The following is a 21517-nucleotide window of genomic DNA, read 5'->3' as shown; positions in this document are numbered from 1 at the left end:
AGCAGACAGGGGCTGTAAGCCAAGGCCACAAGAGGGCGCGGACGGGAGGAACCAACTTGCATATCTCAGTTTCCGAGGTGCCGTTTCCATTCGGACCGTTTGTCAAGTACGAGCACAATCCCATTCTGAGTCCCCAAGGAGATTCCTGGGAGTCGAAAGACCTGTTCAATCCTGCGGCGGTGGTGAAGGACGGGAAGGTGTATCTGCTGTATCGCGCCGAGGACGGCACGGGGGCGGGCCAATGGAACGGCACCAGCCGTCTTGGCCTGGCCATCAGTGAAGACGGCCTCCACTTTGAACGCCATCCGCACCCTGTGCTCATCCCTACGGAGAGCTATGAACAGCCGGGAGGGTGCGAGGATCCGCGGATCACGCAAATCGACGACACATACTATCTGACCTACACCGCGTTTGACGGATACTCCGCAACGCTCTGCCTGGCCACGTCGAAAGATCTTTTTGTATGGGAGAAGCACGGTGTGCTGTTTCCCGATTGGCGAGGAGGATCGGAGCGGGTATGGTCCAAGTCGGGGGCCATCCTGGCAGAGCCCATCGACGGGCGGTACATCATGTATTTCGGCGATACAAACATCTGGATGGCGTACTCGGATGACCTGATTCACTGGACGCCCGTGAAGGAGCCGGTCTTCACGCCCTCGCCGGATCCGAACGCATTTGACAGTGCCTTGATTGAGCCCGGTCCACAACCGCTGGTGACTCCGGAAGGCATCCTGCTGATGTACAACGCGGCACAAAGGATTACGGATCCGTCTAATCCGGCCTGCGGTCGACTTCGGTATGCGGCGGGGCAGGTGCTGCTGTCGAAAGAAGACCCTCACCAGGTTCTCAAGCGGATGACGGTCCCGTTTTTCACGCCAGGGACCCGTGACGAAATCGTGGGGCAGGTCGATAATGTGGTGTTCGTGGAGGGACTTGTCGATTTCAAGGGTGCGCACTACCTGTACTACGGGATGGCGGACTCGAAAATTGGCGTCGCTGTGTGTCGAAGGTGAGTCCCGCAATCTTCGATCCGGTCACTTCATAAAAAACCCCCTGCCCCGTCCGGGGCGGGGGGTTAACGAATCCTCCGCGCAAAATCGACAAACTGAAATTTGTCCGGACGGTGCCTGGACTCCGTGTATTGAAACAGAGCCGTGTCCTCCAGATACACGTGGTTTTTCACCACCACCACGTATGAAAATTCTCCGAGGTCCAGCAGTCGGACATCGTCCGGCGTTGCGGTCTCCACGACAATTTCCTTCTTGGCGAACGCAATGGCGAGATGCAGATCATTTTCCAGGTATTCGTAAATCGAGTTTTCGCAGATTTCCTGCGTCAGATACGGTACGTATCTGCGCGCGATGTAGTCGATGTCGAGGATGATGCTCTCCCCGTCAATCTCCCGGGAGCGCACCACCTTCCAGACCTCGTCATTGTCCCGCAGGTTCAGTTCGTCCCGAATACGCTCGTCCGGCTGCATCAGCAGGAGTTGGTGAACCACCGTGCGCACGCGGCCCGGCATGCGGGCGCTGATTTCTTTGAAGCTGACGAGGCCGGTGACCGGGAAGTTGTACCGGTCGTGATCGAGCACAATCGATCCCTTTCCCTGCACCCGCTGGATATAGCCATGGTGAGACAGCAGATCCAGCGCGGCCCGGATGGTGCCGCGGGAAACCTCGTATTGGGCCATCAACTCGTGCTCTGAGGGAAGCAGGCTGTTGGGCTTGTACGCCCCCGCCTCGATGGCGGTCGCCAATTCTTCATAGATTCGCTGTGCTTTGCTTTTCATAGGTCCCCCGAATGAGAAAGGCGACGGATTCGTAAGGACGCAGCTGGAGCTGGTGCGGCGTGTTCGGCGTATCCTTGTAGTTCGAAATGAGAATCTCGGACGGCCCGTCCGCACACATCGACTCCGGAAGCGTGAACGTGGTGTCGATGGCGTAGAAATTGTTCACCACGAGGACCGTGTCGCTTCCGAGGGTGCGCAGATAGGCGAACACATGCGGGTGGTCCAGCAGGATGCCGCGGTAATCGCCGTACGCAATCACGTCGTATGTCTTTCGAAGTTGAATCAGTCGCTGATAATGATAGAAAACCGAATCCTGGTCGGCAAGTGCCCGCTGGACGTTGATGTCACGGTAATTGGGTGCGACGGCAATCCACGGTTCCCCTGTGGTGAAGCCCGCGTGCTTGGAATCGTCCCATTGCATGGGCGTCCGTCCATTGTCGCGGGACTTTTGTTTCAGCGCTGCCATCACTTCGGATTCCTCTTTGCCTTCTGCGAGCAGCCGGCGATAAGCGTTGATGGATTCCACGTCTCGATACTGTTCAATCCGATCGAATCCGGGATTGGTCATGCCGATTTCTTCCCCTTGATAGATGTAGGGGGTTCCGCGCAGCAGGTGAAGGGAGGTCGCGAGCATTTTCGCCGACTCCCGGTGATACCTTTCCGGATCGCCAAACCGGGAGACAATCCGCGGTTGGTCATGATTGCACCAGAACAGCGCGTTCCACCCGCCGCCTTCCTGCATACCGGTCTGCCATTGATCCAGCAGCGACTTCAATCGCAGGAAGTCGAACGGCGCCGCCACCCATTTCTCGCCATTGGGGTAGTCCACCTTCAGGTGGTGAAAGCTGAACGTCATGTCCAATTCCCGTTCGTCCGGGTTTGTGTACTTCACGCATTGCTGCAGCGAGGTGGACGACATCTCCCCGACCGTGACAAAACCCGGCTTTCGCGAAAACACGCGTTGATTCATTTCTTTCAAGAATTCGTGGATGCGCGGGCCATCCGTGTAATATTTCCGGCCATCGTCGGTGGGGGTGGCCAGGGTGTCGTCGGGAAACCGCTGATCTTTGGAGATGAGGTTGATGACGTCCAGGCGGAATCCGTCCACGCCTTTGTCCAGCCAGAATTGCATCATGCGGTACACGTCTTCCCGCAGGGCTTTGTTTTCCCAATTCAGATCCGCCTGCGTGACGTCGAACAGATGCAGGTAATACTGCCCCGTGCCCTCGTCGTACGCCCAGGCGCTGCCTCCGAATTTGGACTGCCAGTTGTTGGGCTGGTCGCGCCAGATGTAATACGCGCGATAGGGGCTTGCTTTCGATTGACGGGCGGATTGGAACCAGGGGTGGTCCGTGGACGTGTGGTTGACCACCATATCCATCACAATTTTCAAGTCTCGCGCGTGCGCTTCGCGGAGCAGCGTATCAAATGTCTCCATCGTTCCGTAGGCTGCGTGGATTCGTCGATAGTCGCTGATGTCGTATCCGTTGTCGCGCTGCGGGGACTCGTAAATCGGCGTGATCCACAGGATGTCCACGCCCAGTTCGCGCAGGTAATCGAGCTTTTGAATAATCCCCTGCAGATCGCCCACACCATCTCCATCGGTGTCCAGAAAACTCTTTGGATAAATTTGATACACCACAGCTTTTTTCCACCAAGGTTCTGTCATTGCCATCACCGTCGCCTGTAAAGATTTCGAAGCTCAATTGAATGAGAAAAGCGCGGGGCTGTCCCGCCATCCCACGTTTGGGGACGGCAGGCAGCCCGTCCGCGCTTCCGGAAGCATTCCGTTAGGCTTGAACTTTCCGCACCCTCGCCAGGACCGTGGTCAACACGAAGGGGACCACGATGGCAATCGCCATACCGATGAAGAAGGCGCCCCACTTCTGCGTGACAATCGAGAGGAAGCCGGGCAAACCGCCGACGCCCACGGAGAAGGCCCGCACGTGTTCCATCGTGATGAAGGCACCGCCGAGGGCCGCCCCAATCATCGACGAGACGAACGGGAATCGGAAACGCAGGTTCACACCAAACATCGCTGGTTCCGTGATGCCGAGGTACGCGGAAATGGATGACGTCAAGGCCATGCCGCGCAGTTTTTCCTCTTTCGCGACAAACATCATCGCCAGCGCGGACGAACCCTGCGCGATGTTGGACAACGCCAAGATTGGCCAGAGGAACGTGGTACCGGTTTGCGCAATGAGCTGCAGGTCCACGGCCAGGAACGTCTGATGCATGCCGGTGACCACCAGCACGGCGTACAATCCACCGTAAATCAGACCGCCCAGCAATGCGTAATGGTTGAACACGTAAACGAACGCGGACGTGATGGCGCGGCCAATCGCAAACGTGACAGGGCCAATCACGATGAAGGACAGGAATCCGGTGACCAACAGCGCAATCGGAGCCACCAGAATCAACTTGAACGTGTCCGGAATGCGCTGTTCAAGCCAACGCTCCAACTTCGCCAGGATGTACGAGGCGACCAGGATGGGCAGCACCTGTCCCTGGTAGCCAACCTTTTGCACATGCAGCCCAAACAGATTCCAGTGCGGGATGGTCCCTTTCTCGAGGGCGTTCGCATAGGAGTAAGCGTTCAACAATTCCGGATGAATCAGCATCAGTCCTAGAACAATACCGAGCAATTCGCTGCCGCCGAACTTCCTCACCGCGGACCAACCGATGAGCCCCGGCAGGAACGTGAACGATGTGTTCGCAATCAGGTTGATGATATCGGCAAAGTCTTTCCACGCGGGATGCACATCGATGAACGCCTGCTTCGGATAGAAGATGCCGGGCCCGCTCAGGATGTTGTTCACGCCCATCAACAGACCCGCGGTGACAATGGCGGGCAGCAGCGGGATGAAGATGTCGGACAATGTCTTGACCAGCCGTTGCACCGGATTCAGTTTTTGTTCCGCCGCCGCTTTCACTTCTTCTTTCGTGGCCTGCTGCAGACCGGCCAGTTCGACAAACGTGTCGGTGACCCTGTCCACCAGGCCCGGGCCGATGACGATTTGAAACTGTCCGTTGGCCGAAAAGGATCCCTTCACCAGATCATTGCTCTCCAAAGCGGCCTTGTCCACCTGCTGCTCGTCTTTGAGCACCAGGCGCAGCCGCGTGACACAGTGCGTGGCGGACACCACGTTTTCTCTTCCGCCAACCGACTCCAAGATCTTTGCCACGGATTGTTTGTTGATGTCCATATGATTTCTCCCCATCCTGCAAGAGTTGCTGTCGGGCGGCGCCATGGCATTCACCGGTGATTGGCGCCGACCACCGATGAGGACGCCATCCTAAGGAACAAACGCTTTCATGCTTGTATATACAAGTTTCGACATAAATCATAACTTGTATAGACAAATTAATCAACCGCTTACACAGAGGCATTTCTGGGAGACTGCACCCATGTCTCAGCCTCCCTGCAAATCCTGCCAGATGCGATCCGCGATTCGTTGATATCCCGCCTGATTCGGGTGAAAGTGATCCACGTAGAGGTACGACGAGCCATGCAGCGCGAACAGGTCAAACGTCTGAACCACCACTGTGTGAGGGAACTTGGACGCGATGGACGCTTCTCGCGTGTCCCAATCTTGCACGATGGTATCGGTTTGCACTCGCACGCTGGCGATGTCCTGATACGGATTGTATAACCCGACGAGCAGGATGGGGGCGGTCGGGTTGATGGTTTGAATTTGGGTCAGAATTCGCGTCAAGTTGGTTTCAAATTGCCGCTGTGCCACGGCGATTTGTGCCGTGTGAAGGGTTGGCAGTCCGGCGGCGTCGTTGAGGTCGTTTCCGCCAATGGAGACGAGGATGATGTCGGCGGCGGGCAGCAGGCGTCGGACAGCCGGCTGTTGCAACTCCGTCAACAATCCACTCGAGGTCAGGCCGTCTATGCCCAAATTGGATTGAATGACCGAATCGCCCTGCCGACGGAATTGCTGACTGACGTCCCCCACAAACCCCATTCCGGAAGCGTCCCCGTATCCGTGCGCCAGGGAGTCCCCCAGCGCCACCAGGTGCACGGTTTTCTTCTGGGCGGATGGATTCGCTGCGGGAGATGTGCTCAGCGGCGCGGCTTGCGGTGTTCCGCCGCCGGTCCGTCCGCCCAGTCCGGCGTACAACCCGTAGAAAAAACAGCCTGCGAGGAGTGCGGTGGCTGCCGCGCTGAACCCGAGAATCCACCGGTGGGTCCGCCGAGTTGCGCGTTTGGGGAGAGACCGTTCCGATACCGCGGGTGAACGGTGTTTCGCACGCATGACATTTCCTCCCTTCGACAAGTAAGTGTACTATACAGAGGGATACTTTTCAGAATGTTGCCTCCGGTCTGCACCTGCAGTGCATCCACGGCACCGGAGCCATGGCGTTACAGGGGAAAGGTGAATGATGGTGGGGGAACCTGTGCTGAGCGTTACCGGACTGCAAAAGCGCGTCCGCGGCCGACTGATTGTCAAAGATGTGTCGTTCGAAGTGGGCGAGGGAGAGATTTTTGGGTTTCTCGGCCCCAATGGAGCAGGGAAAACGACCACCATCCGCATGCTGGTGGGGCTGATTCGGCCCACCGCCGGTATCATCCGGATCTCCGGCCACAACCTCCAATCCAATCCGCAAGAGGCCCTGCGGCAGGTGGGCTGCATCGTTGAAAATCCCGACCTGTATCCTTATCTGACGGGGTATGAGAATCTGTACCAACTGGCCTGGATGCAGGGGCCGCACGCGGTGGCTCGGATTGCGGAAGTGGCGGAACGCGTCCGGCTCTCCGACCGGCTGCATGACAAAGTGCGCACCTACTCGCTCGGCATGCGTCAGCGCCTGGGTATTGCTCAGGCTTTGCTCGGCAATCCGCGCCTGCTCATTCTGGATGAGCCGACCAATGGGCTCGATCCGGCGGGGATCCACGAACTGCGCGCGTTTCTTCGCACCCTTGCCGCCCAGGGGCTCAGCATCTTCATCAGCAGCCATCTGCTCGCTGAAATGGAATTGCTCTGTGATCGCGTGGCCATCATTCGGGATGGGCGGGTCATCCGAACGGGAGACATCCGGACGTTGGTGGCGGAAGCCTCCACAGACGTGATCTGGCGGGTGGAGCCCCTGGATGTGGCTTGGCCGATACTGTGTCGGCACGCCACGGATGGACGGCTCACCCGGGTGGAGGGCGGTGTCCGCTGCACGATGTCCGACGAGCAGGTTTCCGCGGCGACCCTGGAACTCGCGGAGAGGGGCTGCAAACTGTTTGAGGTGGCGCGCCAAAGGGCCAGCTTGGAGGATGTGTTTCTGCAGACAACCGGAGGTGGGCTGGCGTGATTTTTGCGCATTTGATTGCCAACGAAGTGATGAAAATGCTGCGCAAACGCCGCTTCCAGGTGGTTTTATTGATATTGTTCGCACTCATGGCGGTGTTTTCATATGCGGAAAAGCAGGCGGCGAACACGTTGGCCCGGCAATTGGGCACCGCCGACTGGCATGTCCGACTGCAGCATCAAATCACCGAAGCCACCAACCGCCTGCGCAGTCCCTTGTTGAGCGCAGCCGAAAAGGCCGGGCTTCAGGCCACCATCCAGGAGGGCCAGTACGAACTGGCGCACGACATCAACCCATACGCTCCAGGTGCTCCGAGTTTCATGAAGACGTTCATGGATGAAGGCATCACGCTCTTGGTCCCCCTGTTTGTGATTGTCATTGCCTCGGACATGGTTTCGTCCGAACTCAGCGGCGGCACCATCAAAATGCTGCTCACGCGCGGCGTATCGCGGGCAAAGGTGCTCGCGAGCAAGCTCGTGGCGCTCGTTTTGCTGGTGGCGCTGTTGCTTTCCGCCATCGCGGTGTCGTCCTATCTGATTTCGGGGCTGTTCTTTGGGTATCAGGGTTGGGGACTTCCCGTTTTGATGGGCTTTCACACCACGGCGTCCGGAACGGTGGACGTGGGGCACGTGTACACAGTGCCTCAATGGAAGTACCTCTGCATGACGTTCGGATTGGGATTCTTCGTCTGCCTCTGTATCGCCTGTCTGTCCTTCATGGTCTCCACCCTGGTGCAATCCACCGCGTCGAGCATGGGCATCATGATGGCGGCGCTGATTGCCGGCACGCTGCTCACCACGCTCGCCACCAGTTGGACGGCCGCAAAGTACCTGCCCGTAGTGAATCTGCAGTTGAGCGGTTATTTGAACGGCAGTCCACCGCCGCTGGCCGGAATGACATTCTCCTTTTCGTTGTGCGTGCTGCTGATTTGGGCAGCATTGGCAATTGTCGTTAGTTTCCTGGTGTTCACACGGAGGGACATCATGGGGTGATGTTTGCCCGCATCTTGCGGCCCGTTCTGCATGCGGGCTGCTTCAGCCCAAGAATCAATGGTTTCTCAAGATATGTGAATCCGAGCAAACACATCACGGTGAGTGTGTACTTGATCTGGCTACAGTCTGGGGGGACAGGCGATGTTGGCGAACATTGGGAAATCTGTGGTCTTGGATTTCATAGTGTCCATTTGCTCGTCGACACTTGCCGCAATTGTTGCGCTTCTATTCAGTAAGTTGCTTGACCTAGAACAAGTGTTTGACTTGATCATCTTTATCGCTTGCTGAGGTGGGTTTGAAACCAGCAATGAGGAGTATGAAATGGACTCTCAATGCTGGTCTTTCATCAATGCCACCTTGTCCTTGTGTGTGCATACAACCCATTCAAAATCGTCCGTGAGCTTGTGTTTGGTGGTTGGAGCAGGGCTGAGGCTCATGACAGTACTTTGGTCATAAACACGCTGTTTGGATCTTCGACATAGTCCGCGAAGGGAGGACAGAATTCAAATCCAAAGCTTTGATACAGTCTCCGGGCTGGCTCGAAGGCGGCCATTGAGCCGGTCTCCAAGCTCAGTCGTTGATAACCGCGCCGCCTGGCTTCCTGGATGATGTGCTCAAGCATACGCTTGGCAACGCCCTTACGCAAATGCGCGGTCGCGGTTCGCATGGATTTGACCTCGCCGTGCCACGGGCTCAGCTCCTTCAGCGCACCGCAACCCAGCAGTTCCTCCCCTTCCCAGGCGGTCCAGAACGTAATGTCCGGCTTTTGAAGGGATGACAAATTCAACGCATGGACACTCTCCGGCGGGGAGTGCTGCGCCATCTCCTGAAGGTGCTGCTGCACCAACTGAACCACCTGCGCTCCGCTTGCGTCGTCTTGTCGAATCTCCATATACCCATCGCCTCTCCTTTCGACCAAAATCGGGATCTTCGCATGTTCCGCCGGCAAGGGCTGCCACACGACAGGGATAGGATACCAGTCTTCGACGTTCGCGGACAGCATGTTTTTGCGGTGGATTGGCAACCTTAAGCCGAGGCAAAGGCCCCAAACTCAAGAGATGCGGTGGAGGTGTGCGGTATGATCCCGAAGGAACCCGATGCATCCAAACTTTCGGTCCCCAAGTTCCCCAATCAGGACCACGACGACGCTTCGGAACTGTCCGATGGATTGGCGGTGACCCGCGAGCAGGTGAGCGATGTGTACATGGCGGGCACGAGTGACGGGATCTTGTTTGCCGAGGGCGGCGTCCCCCGCAAAGCTGCAGGGGGCCGTGAGGCGGTTCCGGGCGAATCCGAGGCATGAACAGCGCGGCACGGGAAGAGCTGTCCCATCGAGAGGACAGCTCTTTTTGGTGTTTAGGAAGCAGGAAGCGCGCTAGCTTTGTGCCGAATATTCAGCAAACAATTCTGTATTTCGCGTATATTTTTTGTAGGAAGAATGTCTAACGAGGTACGCATCAAGGAGGGGGGCGGGTGCAGCAAGCATGGGACGGACAGGAACAATGGTTGATTGCCATATTGGACACCATTGATGAGGGGATTCACGCGGTGGACGCGAAGGGGCACACCATCTTCTACAATCGGGCGGCGGCCCGATTGGATGGCCTGTCGCCCGCCGACGTGATTGGGAAGCATGTGCTGGACGCGTTTCCGTCATTGGCCGTGGACACCAGCACGCTGCTGCAGGTGTTGAAAACGGGCAAGGCCATTCACAACCAGGCTCAGGTATATACCAATTACCTCGGTGTGAAAGTGCACACGGTGAACACCACGCTGCCCATCTTGTCTGCTGGCAACGTGGTGGGGGCGCTGGAAGTGGCGAAAGATTTGACGCAGGTTCGGCGGCTGGCGGAGCAGGTGCTGGCCCTGCAGGCGCAGGTGGCGGATGACCGGCGCCGAACCGCAGGATTCGGAATGACCTCCCGGCGCGTCAAGCCGGCTGCCGAACATTCGACCGCGTTGTATCGGTTTGCGCACATTCTCACTGAAGATCCGCGCATGCAGCAATTGCTTCAGCGGGCGCAACGAGCGGCGGAGACGATGTCTCCCATCCTGGTTTTTGGGGAGACGGGGACGGGCAAGGAATTGTTGGTTCAGGCCATTCACAACGAAGGCCCTCGGCGACAGGCCCCGTTTTTGGCGCTGAATTGTGCTGCACTGCCGGGATCGCTGCTGGAGGGGATTCTGTTCGGGACGGTGCGCGGCAGTTTCACGGGAGCGGAGGATAGACCGGGCCTGTTTGAACTGGCGGACGAAGGGACACTGTTCTTGGATGAAATCCAGTCCATGCCGTTGGAACTGCAGGCGAAACTGCTGCGGGTCTTGCAGGAAGGCGAGTTGATGCGGGTGGGGGACACTCGCGTGCGGCGGGTCAAGGTCCGCGTGGTGGCGGCCATGAACGTGCTGCCGGAAACGGCCGTGGAGCGTGGGATGCTGCGGGCCGACCTGTACTACCGAGTCAACGTGGTGCGCCTGGATATTCCGCCGCTGCGCGAGCGACGAGGCGATGTCCGGATGCTCGTACGGCATTTTCTCGACAAGTGGAACCAGCAGTTGGGCACCGCTGTCGAAGGGCTTACACCCGCCGCTTGGCAATTGCTCGAGGCGTATCCTTGGCCGGGAAATGTACGGGAATTGGAGAACGCCATTGAGGCGGCGCTGAACCTGGTTCCTTCGGGTTGGCTTGATGCGGATGCACTGCCGGGTCCCATACGCGACTTTGCACTTCGTCGCCACCTCCAGCCGGTCACGTTGGCGGCGGAAGCCGATACCGCAGCGCGAGCGCCTGTGCCAGAAGCCATGTCCGAAGCGGAATGGGTACTGGCGCTTGAACGGGCCGGTATGAGTCGATTTTGGCAAGGGCTCTGGTCCACGCCGCCTGTGGACGTGTCGTGGCGAGGCATGCAGGCCGTGTTTGAGCGAATGGTGTTACAACGTGCCCTGGCGGGGGCATCGGGCAACGTCAAAGCCGCGGCGGAACGGTTGGGCATACCGCGGCAAACCCTCCAGTATCGACTGAAGCAACTCGGGGTGTAACCGAGTTGCTTTTTTGACGCGTTCATGTTGGGCTGCGCAGCATTCCAGGGGCAGATGTTGACGAAATAGACTGAACAAAGTAGCATATGTTACGTAATGGAACTAAAATAAACGGTGGCTTGGACGATTCCATGACGGCCGTCAGGGGGGAAGACCGGTGCCGAACATCACGCAATCCACATTGAAGTTGACGCGCGACGAGGCGGTCCATCTGTTGCATCAAATGTGGCTGGTTCGATTCTTTGACGAAAAGGTAGACGAGTTCTTCGCGCGCGGCCTGATCCACGGCACCACGCACCTGTGCGTGGGGCAAGAGGCGACTGCGGTGGGGGCGTGTGCCGTTTTGCGGCCGATGGACAAAATCACCAGCACACACCGCGGCCACGGGCATTGCATCGCCAAAGGCGCGGATCCGAAGCGCATGATGGCGGAGCTGTTTGGCCGGGAGACGGGATACTGCAAGGGCAAGGGCGGCTCCATGCACATTGCGGATCTGGAGAAGGGGAATCTCGGGGCCAACGGCATTGTGGGCGGCGGAATTCCGCTGGCAACCGGCGCCGCGCTGACATCGAAAATGAAACAGTTGGGCTATGTGGTGCTGTGCTTCTTCGGGGACGGCGCGGCGAACGAAGGAAGTTTTCATGAGGGATTGAACCTCGCGTCCATTTGGAAACTTCCCGTGGTGTTCTTTTGTGAAAACAACCAGTACGGAATGTCCGGATCCGTCAAGGAGATGTTCAACATCGAGAATATTGCGGATCGGGCGAAGGCGTACGGGATTCCCGGCGCAGTTATCGATGGGAATGACATTGTACAGGTGATGGATACCGTAGAAACCGCCGTGCAGCGGGCGCGCGACGGACACGGCCCCACCTTGATTGAGGCGAAGACGTATCGCTGGAAGGGCCACTCCAAGAGCGACGCGCGCAAGTACAGGACGCGGGAAGAAGAGCAGGCGTGGCGGGCCCGGGATCCGATTGCTCGCTTTCGCGCACTGTTGCTTGAGGAAGGTTTGCTGGACGTGGGCACCATGGACGAGATTGAGCGCGAAGCCGCCCGGGAAATCGAGGATGCGGTGGCGTATGCCGAAAGCAGTCCCATGCCGGCTTTGGAATCCATTCTCGACGATGTCTACGCATAGGTGAGGACGGTGTGGCAGTCATGAGGGAGATCACATATCAAGAGGCGATTCGCGAAGCGATGAGCCAAATGATGCGGGAAAGCGACGACGTGTTTGTCATGGGGGAAGACATCGGGGTATACGGCGGGGCGTTCGGTGTCACGCGCGGCATGATTGAAGAGTTTGGGAGCGAGCGGATTCGCAACACCCCGATTTCCGAATCGGCCATCGCCGGTTGCGCGGTGGGCGCGGCGTTGACGGGAATGCGTCCGATTCTGGAACTGCAGTTTTCCGATTTCATCACCATCGCGACCGATCAAATTGTGAACCAGGCCGCCAAGCTGCGCTACATGTTCGGCGGGAAGGCGAAGGTGCCGATGGTCGTGCGAACCCCCGGCGGATCTGGTACGGGGGCGGCCGCGCAGCACTCGCAAAGTTTGGAAGCGTGGATGGCTCACATCCCTGGCTTGAAAGTGGTGCAGCCGTCAACGGCATACGATGCGAAAGGGCTGCTCAAGGCGGCGGTGGACGATGACAATCCAGTGATTTTCTACGAACACAAGCTGCTCTATCGAACGAAGTGCCACGTTCCAGAATCGTTGTACAGCATTCCACTGGGACAGGCCGACGTGAAGCGGGAAGGCAAGGACGTGACGGTGGTGGCGACCTCCATCATGGTCCACAAGGCGCTGGAAGCCGCGCGGCTGTTGGAACAGGACGGGATTGACGTGGAAGTGGTGGATCCGCGCACTCTGGTTCCGCTGGATGAGGAGACACTGGTTCAATCGGTCAAGAAGACCGGGCGTCTGGTGGTGGTGTACGAGGCGGTGAAACGAGGCGGATTCGGTGCGGAGATTGTCAGTGTGATTGCCGAGAGCGAGGCCTTCGACTACCTCGATGCGCCCATCGTTCGCCTCGGAGGACTGCCTGTGCCCATCCCCTACAATCCAGAGCTGGAAAAGCACGCGGTTCCTCAGGTCCCCGATATTGTTGAGGCCGTGAAGAGAACGCTCGCGTATTCGTGAGGGGTGAGAAGATGGCCAAAGAGGTATTGATGCCGAAGCTCGGCATGACGCAAGAAACTGGCACCATTCTGCAGTGGTTCAAACAAGAGGGAGATCCGGTCGAAAAAGGGGAACCGCTGCTGGAAGTGATGACAGACAAAATCAACATCGAAGTGGAATCGTATGAATCGGGTGTCCTGTTGAAAAAGTACTATGAGATAGATGATGTTGTTCCGGTGAACCAAGTGATTGCCTATATCGGCAGTCCCGGCGAGCCAATCCCGGACCACCCCGTTCCGCTGGCGCAACAGCCGGGGAACAACGCATCGGACAGCGCGACTTCGGAAGTTGGCGGCACTGCGGACGGAGTCTCGGCAGTCCCGGGCAAGGTCAGGGCAACGCCGGCTGCAAGAGCCGCGGCGCGAAAATACGGGGTGAATCTGCATGCGCTTGCCAGCGGGCTCAAGGACCGACGAATCTATCGTCGAGATGTGGACGCGTTTGTACGCAACCAGGGCCAAGTGACATCGGCGCCCGTTGCGGAAACGAGTCCTTCCGTGAAACCTCCAGCCAAGCCAGCGAACCCGCCACTCAGGTCCGATGCCTTGCGGTCTTCGTCAGATCTGTCCGACGCGCAGGTGGTCCACATTCAGGGGATTCGCAGAGTGATTGGAGACCGGATGTCGCAAAGCGCCTTCACCGCACCGCACGTGACACTGGTGACGGAGGTGGACATGGGGGAAGTCGTTCATCTGCGGGAGACGCTGTTGCCGGTCATTCAGGCGGAAACCGGGGAGCGTCTGTCGTACACCGAGATCATTGTGAAAGGGGTGGCCCATGCCCTGCGCAAACACCCTTCGGTCAACGCGTGGATGCGGGAGGATCACATGGTTTTGCACCAGCGCGTGCACGTCGGGGTGGCTGTCGACACCGAGGCCGGCCTGATGGTTCCCGTTGTTCGGGACGCGGATGAAAAAGGACTGGCGGATCTGACCAGGCTGTTGAAAGACTTGGCGCGCCGGGCTCGTGCGCAGCGTCTGTCTCCCGATGAAATATCGGGGAGCACATTTACCGTCAGCAACTTGGGGATGTATGCGGTGGACGCGTTCACGCCCATCATCAATGCGCCGGAAACCGCCATCCTGGGGGTGGGTCGAATGATGGAGCGTCCGGTCGGCCGGAATGGACAAATCGTGCTGCGACCGATGATGGCGCTGAGCTTATCCTTTGACCACAGGGCGTTGGACGGCGCGCCGGCGGCGGCGTTCCTGACGGAGCTCAAGACCGTTCTGGAGCAGCCGTCGCGCCTCTTGGTGTAGCGCGAACCACGTCGGCGCGTGGAACAGGGCGCGTTTCGCTCCAACGCTAGAATAAAAATTCAGACGAGTGCTGGAGAGTTTTGCGCAGAATTGACTACAATGAAGAAAGGATAAGTCTTCTCACCTGACCCCGTGGCAACTCAGGAGGTGGGCTGCGTGAAGCGTTTGGGAGACTTGACGTTCGGGATTGTCTACTCCGGCAAGGAGAAAGTGGGGAGAAAGGTGCGGAAATGGACGGGAATCGTCCGAGATCCGGTCATGCGCCAACGGTGGGAGACCCGAATTCTCGAGCAGGGACAGATGTATCGGCAGGAAGTGATGGAGCGGGTCCGCACCAAGCTCCTCGGCTCTCGTGCCCAGTCGAACACGGCCCTGGCAACCAAACCCATCCGCAGAGCCCGCGTGCGCCAAGGGCAGAAGGTGGAATTCTACGCGTTGAACAAAGCGTGCCGAATGGAAGGCGTTGTTTCCGCGGCGGATTTCGATCCGACGGGGGAGTTTTTCCTCGTGAACACGTACGACCAGTTTGGCGCGTCCCAGACGTACATCTGTCGGGATTGCGGGGATTCCATCATTGGCGACGTGGAGTTTTAGAACAGCGAACGATTGCACGGAGACTGTGAGGACTCGGCGCAGGGAAAACCCTGCGCCGTTTTTGTGCTGCGGGTGTTGTTCCAAAACCCATCGTAAGACGGAGGATGGGTCCCGTTTTGGGTGGTTGTTGCTTTGAGCATTCTCTGTGCCTTCAGGGCAGCCCTTCTCCCGCCTTCGTTTCAATAATTATATTTAGTCTAAATATTTAATTATATCACAAATCTACTGCGGATGCCCACGGATGTTTTTGAAATGTGACAGAGCCGCTTATCGCTTCCGCCACACAGACCGCGCCAGTGACACCAGCGCCACGACCAACGCCACGATGGAGAGTGCCAGTGCAGTCCGGCTGTTGCCCCCAGACGTGGTGGACGGAGACGTGTTCGTTGCCGTCGAAGCACCCGTCGCATTCGTCGTCGGCGCAGCACTGTTACTGTCCGATCCCGACGTGCTCGACAAAATCTGGGTGATGGAATGCGGCGTCTGGGACGAAGGCGCACCCGTCCACTCCACAATCGAGCCATCCTTGTAATATTGGAAAGCGTCCCAAGCGGCCGCCTCCGGAGTCTTCGGGTTCGCCGCGATGAATGAAAATTCGGCGAACTGTCCGGGCGCGATGCCGCCTGCGATAGCAGTCCAGGTCACGCTGATCACCTGACCCTGGCTGTCCTTTTGCTCTGCAACGGTCCATCCGGGCACGGCTTCGTACTGCTCGAAAGTGATGCCTTTGGGCATCTTGAGCACGACTTTGACGGTGGGAATCTCCTTTTCCGTCGGTACCCGCACCGTGTACTTCTCCCAGGCCCCCACCGTCGACTGCTTCGGCCAGACGGTGACGTGCGCGCTCGCCATCGGCGCAAAGCCAATCATCACCGCCGCCGCGGTGCCAAACATGGCCAGTGTATGCTTCCCCTTCATGATTTCGTCCCTCTTTCCCATTCACTGTGTAATGCGATGCCGCGCGCCAAGCGCGGCATGTCACCACAACTCGCGAATTTACGCATATCCACTTGATATCCGCAAATTCGGCGCATGTTCTGTGACAAAATGGAGCTATTTTCTTGAAAGAACTGTGACGCCGTACCCCCATGGGATGCAGCGTCGGCTTCGCTAGATTCCCAATGTTATGACAGGGAGCCAACCACAATGCGCCAGTCTGCCGTCTCTTCCGTCAAGTCATTGCACAAGATGTCCATGTGCACTCGCCACGTACCTGCCATCGTCAACTCCAGCCCAGAGGCCGCGTACACTCCTGCCTGTACCGGGCGCAACCGGACCGTGTCATTGCCCATCTGCATCGACGTCATCAGGAACGTGAGTGTAACCTGCTGCACCTGGCTGAAAGCGCGCCCGTTGGCATCGGTGAGCCGAACCTGGTACTCGTTTTGCCCGACCCGGTTGGGCGTAATGAGCAGGGTGGCATGAAGTCTGTCCGATCCTGTGCCCAGCGTCTTCTGCACCTTCACAGGCCCCGGATTGGCGCGGGCAGTGGGCAGATTGGTCAGTCGCGACGTGTCCACAATGACGGCCACAGCCAGCAACGCTTCCGCCAAGAGCAGCCAACGGCGCCCGCCTCGCTCGGCAAAACGCCAGTTTCGCCAGAGAGCCAAGCGCTGTACCAGCGCCAACAGCAATATGGCGGCTACAAACCCCAGTTTCAGCAGCAGGGTCTGCCCGTACGTTGTATGGAAGAGCGAGGACCAGGTGGGAATGTTCTGGAGCGCACTCCATAATCCCGTGAGGGCCAGGATCACCACGGCCCCCACCGCAGCCAGACCAAACCGGAGCAACAGTGTCCTGGCCTGCGCCCGCGCATCCGGCAGCCGCCCCGGCAGCAGCCACAGCGCCACCACCAGCGTCGCCAGGCCGCCCACCCAGAGGCTTGCCGCCCCAATGTGTACCATGTCCAGCAGCACCGACACCCCTGGTGCGGAGGTGCCCGTCGCATGCCCGTCCACACTGCGCGTCCAAGCCAGGACGGCGCCAGCGCCAAAGATTGCAAAGACCGTGCCCCCCGCCTGCCGCGGGTGGTCGTACAAGCGTTTTAGCAACAGCAATTGCACCAGTGCCACCACGCATTGAGTCACCCAGGGAAGTCCGAACTGCGAATAGAACAATACCCTGTCCCACAGCGGCGGGGAGAAAGCCTGCGCCCACGGGACCCCCGCGTCAATGGTCGTCTGCAACGGCAGCGCCAGCAAACTGCCAACCAGCACTAACCCGCCACCGAGCCAAGCCACCGCCGCCGTCAGCGGTTTCAACCAGGTGGCGCGCAGCGACGGTGCCAACACGAAGCGCCAAAACAAGAGCCCGCCCTGAACCAACATCAGACCAAGCAGAAACAGAGAGCGGATGAGCAGCATGTCCACCCCCGGGGTGTAGCCACTGTTTTGTGTCACCGCGCCTGCCGCTGACGTCCCCGTTCCGACACGGAACGGGATGATGCCAGAGACCGGATGCCCGTCTGCAGAAATCACGCGCCATTGCACTTGGTACACCCCATCGGGCAAGCCCGACTTCAAGGTGCACTCCAAGATGCGCGGGTTGTCCGCCTGCAGATGCGCGTCTCCATTATCCACGCGGAGCCCGCTGTCATTGGTGACGGTCAATCCGCCAAACACCGTTTGGACCGGCTCGTCAAACGTGATTTCCACCAGGTGCGGCGACTGTTGCAAGACTTGGTTGTCCGTGGGCGTGGATTGTACGATGAAGGCGTGGGCAAAGGCCACCGGTTGCTCCAGCAAGAGACCGGTAAAGACCACGAATAGCCCGAAAACAATTCCAGTCAACCACCCCATCCTGCGCGATACAACCTGCACGATGCCGTCTCACCTCCGTCCCCAATACTCCTCCGAGTCAGAGGACATTTGTGGCCTCTGAGAGAAGCATAGCACAGGCATATTGGCGAGCAGGTGGTTAGGACCGACGCCTTCTCAACATGAGTTTGACAAGGATGACGCTTTTGCCGTGGTTTGTCTCGTATACGGTGCCAAACGTCCACGCCGTGGGCCTTGACAACATGGGTACCATCACCGCAGTGAAAACTTCGGATACGACTCAACCACAATCCGTTCTTTGTTGCCCAACTTGTGATATACTGTCGGTAATTGCATCGGTGATGGAGCTCACCACCAACTGCCTGAAAAGGATAATGGCTCCTACGGTTGACTGTCATCAGTTTGTCCGTAGGAGCCTTTCTTTTTGAAAGGAGGAAGAGCATAAGGTGGCGCCGTCGAAACGTGTATTCTCGTCGCTGGCCATGATGTTGCCCATTGGCATACTTACAGGTATGGAGAGTGCCACGCGACTGGGACCAAGTATTCAGGTGTACCTGTGGTCGGCGGTTTTATTGCTGAGCAGCCTCTGGGTTTGTCGCAGGGTGAACAGCGTGAAATGGGGCACCATCGCAGGCATACCGTTGTCCAACATATACATCCTTAGCTACGAAATAGCGCAAATTTTCTTTCGTGAATCCTCCGTCACATGGACTGGCTGGCTGGTTGTTCTACTGCTGTACAACCTCTGCGGTGGCTTTGCCGCTTGGTTGTGTTGCCGCACTTTTCGGCGCTCTCTTTGAAACGATGCTTAACCAAGGAGGTACCTGCAATGGCGAAGATACTTGCGTTGAAAGCTCGAGAAATCTTGGATTCCCGCGGCCTCCCCACATTGGAAGTGGAATTGCAGTTAACCGATGGGGCTTGTGGGCGCGCATCCGTCCCATCCGGAAAATCCACTGGCAGCAAAGAAGCAGTGGAATGGAGGGACGGAGATAAAACTCGATTCCGTGGCAGAGGGGTATTGGGTGCGGTCCAGCATGTACAGGGCACCATCGCCCGTGCTGTACAGGGGTGCGATTTCGACAGTCAAGAAGCGTTCGACCGCTATTTGACGAATTTGGATGGGACGATGGACAAACACCGTCTTGGGGCGAATGCCATTCTTGGGTGTTCCATGGCCTTCGCCCGCGCTGCTGCGGTTTCTAAGAAGTGCTCGTTGGTTCAGTCTATCGCCAGTATCTACGAGACTGAGAAACTCGTGTTTCCCGTTCCCATGATGAATGTCATCAACGGTGGAAAGCACGCAGATTCAGGCGTATCCACACAAGAATTTATGTTGATTCCCCACGGTGCTGACACCATCTCTGATGCCATTCGCATGGGTGCAGAGACGTACCAAGCATTGCGCCTGCTCTTGGAGTCGAAAGGATTTCGAGTGGCCATTGGCGACGAAGGGGGCTTTGCTCCACAACTAAAAACGACGGAGGGGGCACTCGAACTGCTGGTGGCTGCCATTGAACAAGCCGGTTACATTCCAGGCGCACAGATTTCGCTGGGCTTGGACTTTGCCGCAAATGATTTTTATCAGGATGGCCATTACCTGTTCGAGGGGCACACTTGGACGTCGGATGAAATGACCGCCTACTGTCTGCAATTGGCCCAACAGTTTCCCATTGTCTCCATTGAGGACGGACTTTCGGAATACGACTGGCAGGGATGGGAGACACATACCAAGGCATTGAATGAAAACGGCATTCAGTGTGTCGGTGATGACATTTTCGTGACCCATGCCAACATCTTTCAGCGCGGCATCGACCAGGGAATTGCCAACGCGATTCTCATCAAGTTAAATCAGGTCGGCACCGTTACGGAAACCTTGGAAACCATGCGTTTGGCCCGCGCACATCAATACAAGACGGTGGTTTCTCACCGATCCGGCGAGACGGACGACGCGTTCATTGCGGATTTCGCCTTGGCAACGGCCGCTGGCCAAATGAAGGCCGGTGCCCCCGCCCGCGGTGAACGCGTGGCGAAGTACAACCAATTGCTGCGTCTGCAGGAAACGTTCCCGGATGCTCCATTGGCCGCAGGCGTGTACCAAAAAGCGTCAAAGAAACAATGAAGGAGGAGGCCCTATGGAAAAGAGCGCACTCCTTGTGATTCGTCTCTATGAAAGCGACAGGACAAAGTGGTCCGCACGCACGGCATACCAGGATATCGTGCGCTACCTCTGGCAAAGTGGAGCGCCCGGCATCACCGTTTTTCGCGCGGAAGAAGGGCTGGATGTACACGGACACTTTCAGAACCTCTATTTTGAGTACGCGTCCAATAACCTACCCATTACGATGGAGGTCTTTGGATTGCAGGCAGAAATACAGCAGATGTGCGCCCAGCTCTCCACCCATTTACCCAAATCCTCCCGTCTGCTTGTGATTCCAGATGTCCATGATTTGAAACAGGCGAATGGAAAGGGGACCCGAATATGCCTTCAGGACACATTCTCAAGGTGTACATGAAAGAGGACGACAAATACCATCATACGCCCCTCTACGAGGCCATGTTGCAGGCACTGAAAAACCACCATGTCATCTGGGTGGACGTGCAGCGCGCTGTGGAGGGATTCGGTCAAGAACATGTCATCCACAAAGCCCATTTGTTCTCCTTCTCTGAGCATCCGCCGGTTGTGCTGGAAGCCATTCTGGAGGCCAATACCGTGGAATCCACCCTGGCGGCCACTCGTCCTTTGCTACAAGCGGCGTCCGGTCCGGCCATTTTGCTGAGCGGGACCGTCCTGAAGTAGCATCGTGCGAACATGCACAGACATGCTCATCATTTTTGAGAATTGCCCCATAGATACAACGCGACTGTAACAGGTATACAAGTGCATCGGCAATGGCGCTCGCCGTGAAACGTGGATAGCTCAGACTTGATGGCTCCTACCGTTTCGTTCAGCGCGGTAGGAGCCATTTTTGAGTGGAGGTGACTCATGACAACAACGCTCGTCTCGCTGGCCCTCATTCACGTTATTGTGGCCATCGATAACGCACTCCTAGCAGGCATGATGCTGTCGCATACGGCCGGAGCCCATCGCGCTTCCGTCTTGACTGTGGTCGGCATCTTGCTCGCCCTGACACAGATTCTGCTCCCAGCGGGCATTGGGCGCTTGCTTCACAACCATATGTTTCAAGGAATGGCGGTTACCGTACTGAGTTGGATGGCCATCCAGACGCTCGCCAACACCTCCTGGATGCACCTAGGAGCGTGTCCGAGTAATCTTTGAGTCAGTTTCCAGAAGGAAATTTCCGGATCAATGGCGAAACCTAACGGCAACAGCGTTGAGGAGGCTTCGCCATGCCACGAAAGAAGTACCGTGGTCACAACCACGATCAACTGCTCCTGCTGCCGCCGGACTTGAACGAGTGGTTGCCGGAAAACCATTTGGCACGGTTTATCAGCGATGTTGTAGACCGGCTGGATACCTCTGCCATTACGGAACCGTACGAACGGGAATTGCGGGGTTACCCGCCGTATCATCCTGTGATGTTGCTGAAGGTCCTCATTTATGCCTACTGTTCGGGGATT

22 protein-coding genes and 1 riboswitch are annotated in these 21517 nt (G+C 57.7%); of the genes, 15 read left to right on the top strand and 7 right to left on the bottom strand.

The genetic code is table 11. From position 1 onward, the window contains the following. Positions 1-56: 56 nt before the first annotated feature. The gene (locus G463_RS20280; RefSeq protein ID WP_245575904.1) at positions 57-1013 is read left to right on the top strand and encodes a glycoside hydrolase family 130 protein; all 957 of its coding nucleotides are present in this window, start codon (positions 57-59) and stop codon (positions 1011-1013) included. A 62-nt stretch (positions 1014-1075) separates the two neighbouring features. Here the strand turns inward: G463_RS20280 and treR are convergent, their stop codons facing one another. The 4 genes from treR to G463_RS0112575 all read right to left on the bottom strand — a co-directional run bounded on the left by treR (position 1076) and on the right by G463_RS0112575 (position 6051). Then, complete coding sequence (gene treR, locus G463_RS0112590) at positions 1076-1789, bottom strand: trehalose operon repressor (RefSeq protein WP_026975458.1); 714 nt, start codon at positions 1787-1789, stop codon at positions 1076-1078. Beyond that, positions 1761-3458, bottom strand: a complete 1698-nt coding sequence (gene treC / locus G463_RS0112585) for an alpha,alpha-phosphotrehalase (protein WP_026975457.1) — start codon at positions 3456-3458, stop codon at positions 1761-1763. Before treC ends, treR begins: the two co-directional genes overlap by 29 nt. A gap of 121 nt (positions 3459-3579) precedes the next feature. After that, positions 3580-4995 carry a PTS system trehalose-specific EIIBC component gene (treP, locus tag G463_RS0112580; RefSeq protein ID WP_026975456.1) on the bottom strand — a complete coding sequence of 472 codons (1416 nt, stop codon included), beginning with the start codon at positions 4993-4995 and terminating at the stop codon, positions 3580-3582. Between the two features lie 207 nt (positions 4996-5202). Then, a complete protein-coding gene (locus tag G463_RS0112575; protein WP_051322269.1) occupies positions 5203-6051 on the bottom strand; it encodes a GDSL-type esterase/lipase family protein in 849 nt (282 codons plus the stop codon). 127 nt (positions 6052-6178) lie between these two features. Between G463_RS0112575 and G463_RS0112570 the strand changes: the two genes are divergently transcribed. Beyond that, complete coding sequence (locus tag G463_RS0112570; RefSeq protein WP_026975454.1) at positions 6179-7096, top strand: ABC transporter ATP-binding protein; 918 nt, start codon at positions 6179-6181, stop codon at positions 7094-7096. Continuing rightward, on the top strand, positions 7093-8085 hold the full coding sequence (locus G463_RS0112565) for an ABC transporter permease (RefSeq protein ID WP_026975453.1): 993 nt from the start codon (positions 7093-7095) through the stop codon (positions 8083-8085). Before G463_RS0112570 ends, G463_RS0112565 begins: the two co-directional genes overlap by 4 nt. A 433-nt stretch (positions 8086-8518) precedes the next feature. Here G463_RS0112565 and G463_RS0112555 read toward each other — a convergent pair whose 3' ends face one another. Then, positions 8519-8977 carry a GNAT family N-acetyltransferase gene (locus G463_RS0112555; protein WP_026975452.1) on the bottom strand — a complete coding sequence of 153 codons (459 nt, stop codon included), beginning with the start codon at positions 8975-8977 and terminating at the stop codon, positions 8519-8521. A gap of 186 nt (positions 8978-9163) precedes the next feature. On the opposite strand from G463_RS0112555, the gene G463_RS20275 reads away from it, so the two are divergent. The 6 genes from G463_RS20275 to G463_RS0112525 all read left to right on the top strand — a co-directional run bounded on the left by G463_RS20275 (position 9164) and on the right by G463_RS0112525 (position 15158). Then, positions 9164-9388 (top strand): YozQ family protein, encoded by a 225-nt coding sequence (locus G463_RS20275; RefSeq protein ID WP_035487190.1) that lies wholly within the window; start codon positions 9164-9166, stop codon positions 9386-9388. Positions 9389-9558: 170 nt separating this feature from the next. Then, the gene (locus tag G463_RS0112545; RefSeq protein ID WP_026975451.1) at positions 9559-11121 is read left to right on the top strand and encodes a sigma-54 interaction domain-containing protein; all 1563 of its coding nucleotides are present in this window, start codon (positions 9559-9561) and stop codon (positions 11119-11121) included. A 223-nt stretch (positions 11122-11344) separates the two neighbouring features. Further along, positions 11345-12262 (top strand): thiamine pyrophosphate-dependent dehydrogenase E1 component subunit alpha, encoded by a 918-nt coding sequence (locus G463_RS0112540; protein ID WP_084171641.1) that lies wholly within the window; start codon positions 11345-11347, stop codon positions 12260-12262. Positions 12263-12282: 20 nt separating this feature from the next. Next, complete coding sequence (locus G463_RS0112535; protein ID WP_026975449.1) at positions 12283-13266, top strand: alpha-ketoacid dehydrogenase subunit beta; 984 nt, start codon at positions 12283-12285, stop codon at positions 13264-13266. A gap of 11 nt (positions 13267-13277) precedes the next feature. Beyond that, on the top strand, positions 13278-14564 hold the full coding sequence (locus tag G463_RS0112530; RefSeq protein ID WP_026975448.1) for a dihydrolipoamide acetyltransferase family protein: 1287 nt from the start codon (positions 13278-13280) through the stop codon (positions 14562-14564). 156 nt (positions 14565-14720) lie between these two features. Then, the gene (locus G463_RS0112525; protein ID WP_026975447.1) at positions 14721-15158 is read left to right on the top strand and encodes a hypothetical protein; all 438 of its coding nucleotides are present in this window, start codon (positions 14721-14723) and stop codon (positions 15156-15158) included. A gap of 267 nt (positions 15159-15425) precedes the next feature. Here G463_RS0112525 and G463_RS0112520 read toward each other — a convergent pair whose 3' ends face one another. Further along, the gene (locus G463_RS0112520; protein WP_051322268.1) at positions 15426-16076 is read right to left on the bottom strand and encodes a YcnI family copper-binding membrane protein; all 651 of its coding nucleotides are present in this window, start codon (positions 16074-16076) and stop codon (positions 15426-15428) included. Positions 16077-16282: 206 nt separating this feature from the next. Then, complete coding sequence (locus G463_RS0112515) at positions 16283-17947, bottom strand: copper resistance protein CopC (RefSeq protein WP_026975445.1); 1665 nt, start codon at positions 17945-17947, stop codon at positions 16283-16285. Positions 17948-18263: 316 nt separating this feature from the next. After that, positions 18264-18326: riboswitch (Fluoride riboswitch) on the top strand. Between the two features lie 55 nt (positions 18327-18381). On the opposite strand from G463_RS0112515, the gene G463_RS0112510 reads away from it, so the two are divergent. The 6 genes from G463_RS0112510 to G463_RS20265 form a co-directional block, all read left to right on the top strand. Continuing rightward, complete coding sequence (locus G463_RS0112510; protein WP_026975444.1) at positions 18382-18735, top strand: hypothetical protein; 354 nt, start codon at positions 18382-18384, stop codon at positions 18733-18735. A 29-nt stretch (positions 18736-18764) separates the two neighbouring features. Then, a complete protein-coding gene (gene eno / locus G463_RS0112505) occupies positions 18765-20057 on the top strand; it encodes a phosphopyruvate hydratase (RefSeq protein ID WP_026975443.1) in 1293 nt (430 codons plus the stop codon). 13 nt (positions 20058-20070) lie between these two features. Next, the gene (locus tag G463_RS0112500) at positions 20071-20451 is read left to right on the top strand and encodes a DUF190 domain-containing protein (protein ID WP_026975442.1); all 381 of its coding nucleotides are present in this window, start codon (positions 20071-20073) and stop codon (positions 20449-20451) included. Beyond that, positions 20418-20735, top strand: coding sequence for a DUF190 domain-containing protein (locus G463_RS20270; RefSeq protein WP_084171637.1), 318 nt, complete (start codon positions 20418-20420; stop codon positions 20733-20735). The genes G463_RS0112500 and G463_RS20270 overlap by 34 nt, the downstream gene beginning before the upstream one ends. A gap of 186 nt (positions 20736-20921) precedes the next feature. Beyond that, positions 20922-21215 (top strand): hypothetical protein, encoded by a 294-nt coding sequence (locus tag G463_RS0112490; protein ID WP_026975441.1) that lies wholly within the window; start codon positions 20922-20924, stop codon positions 21213-21215. Between the two features lie 71 nt (positions 21216-21286). Next, a partial coding sequence (locus G463_RS20265; protein WP_035487185.1) for a transposase occupies positions 21287-21517 on the top strand: 231 nt, incomplete at its 3' end.

This window comes from Alicyclobacillus contaminans DSM 17975 (assembly GCF_000429525.1).
Classification (GTDB): domain Bacteria; phylum Bacillota; class Bacilli; order Alicyclobacillales; family Alicyclobacillaceae; genus Alicyclobacillus_A; species Alicyclobacillus_A contaminans.
This window is presented reverse-complemented; position numbering and strand designations above follow the sequence as displayed.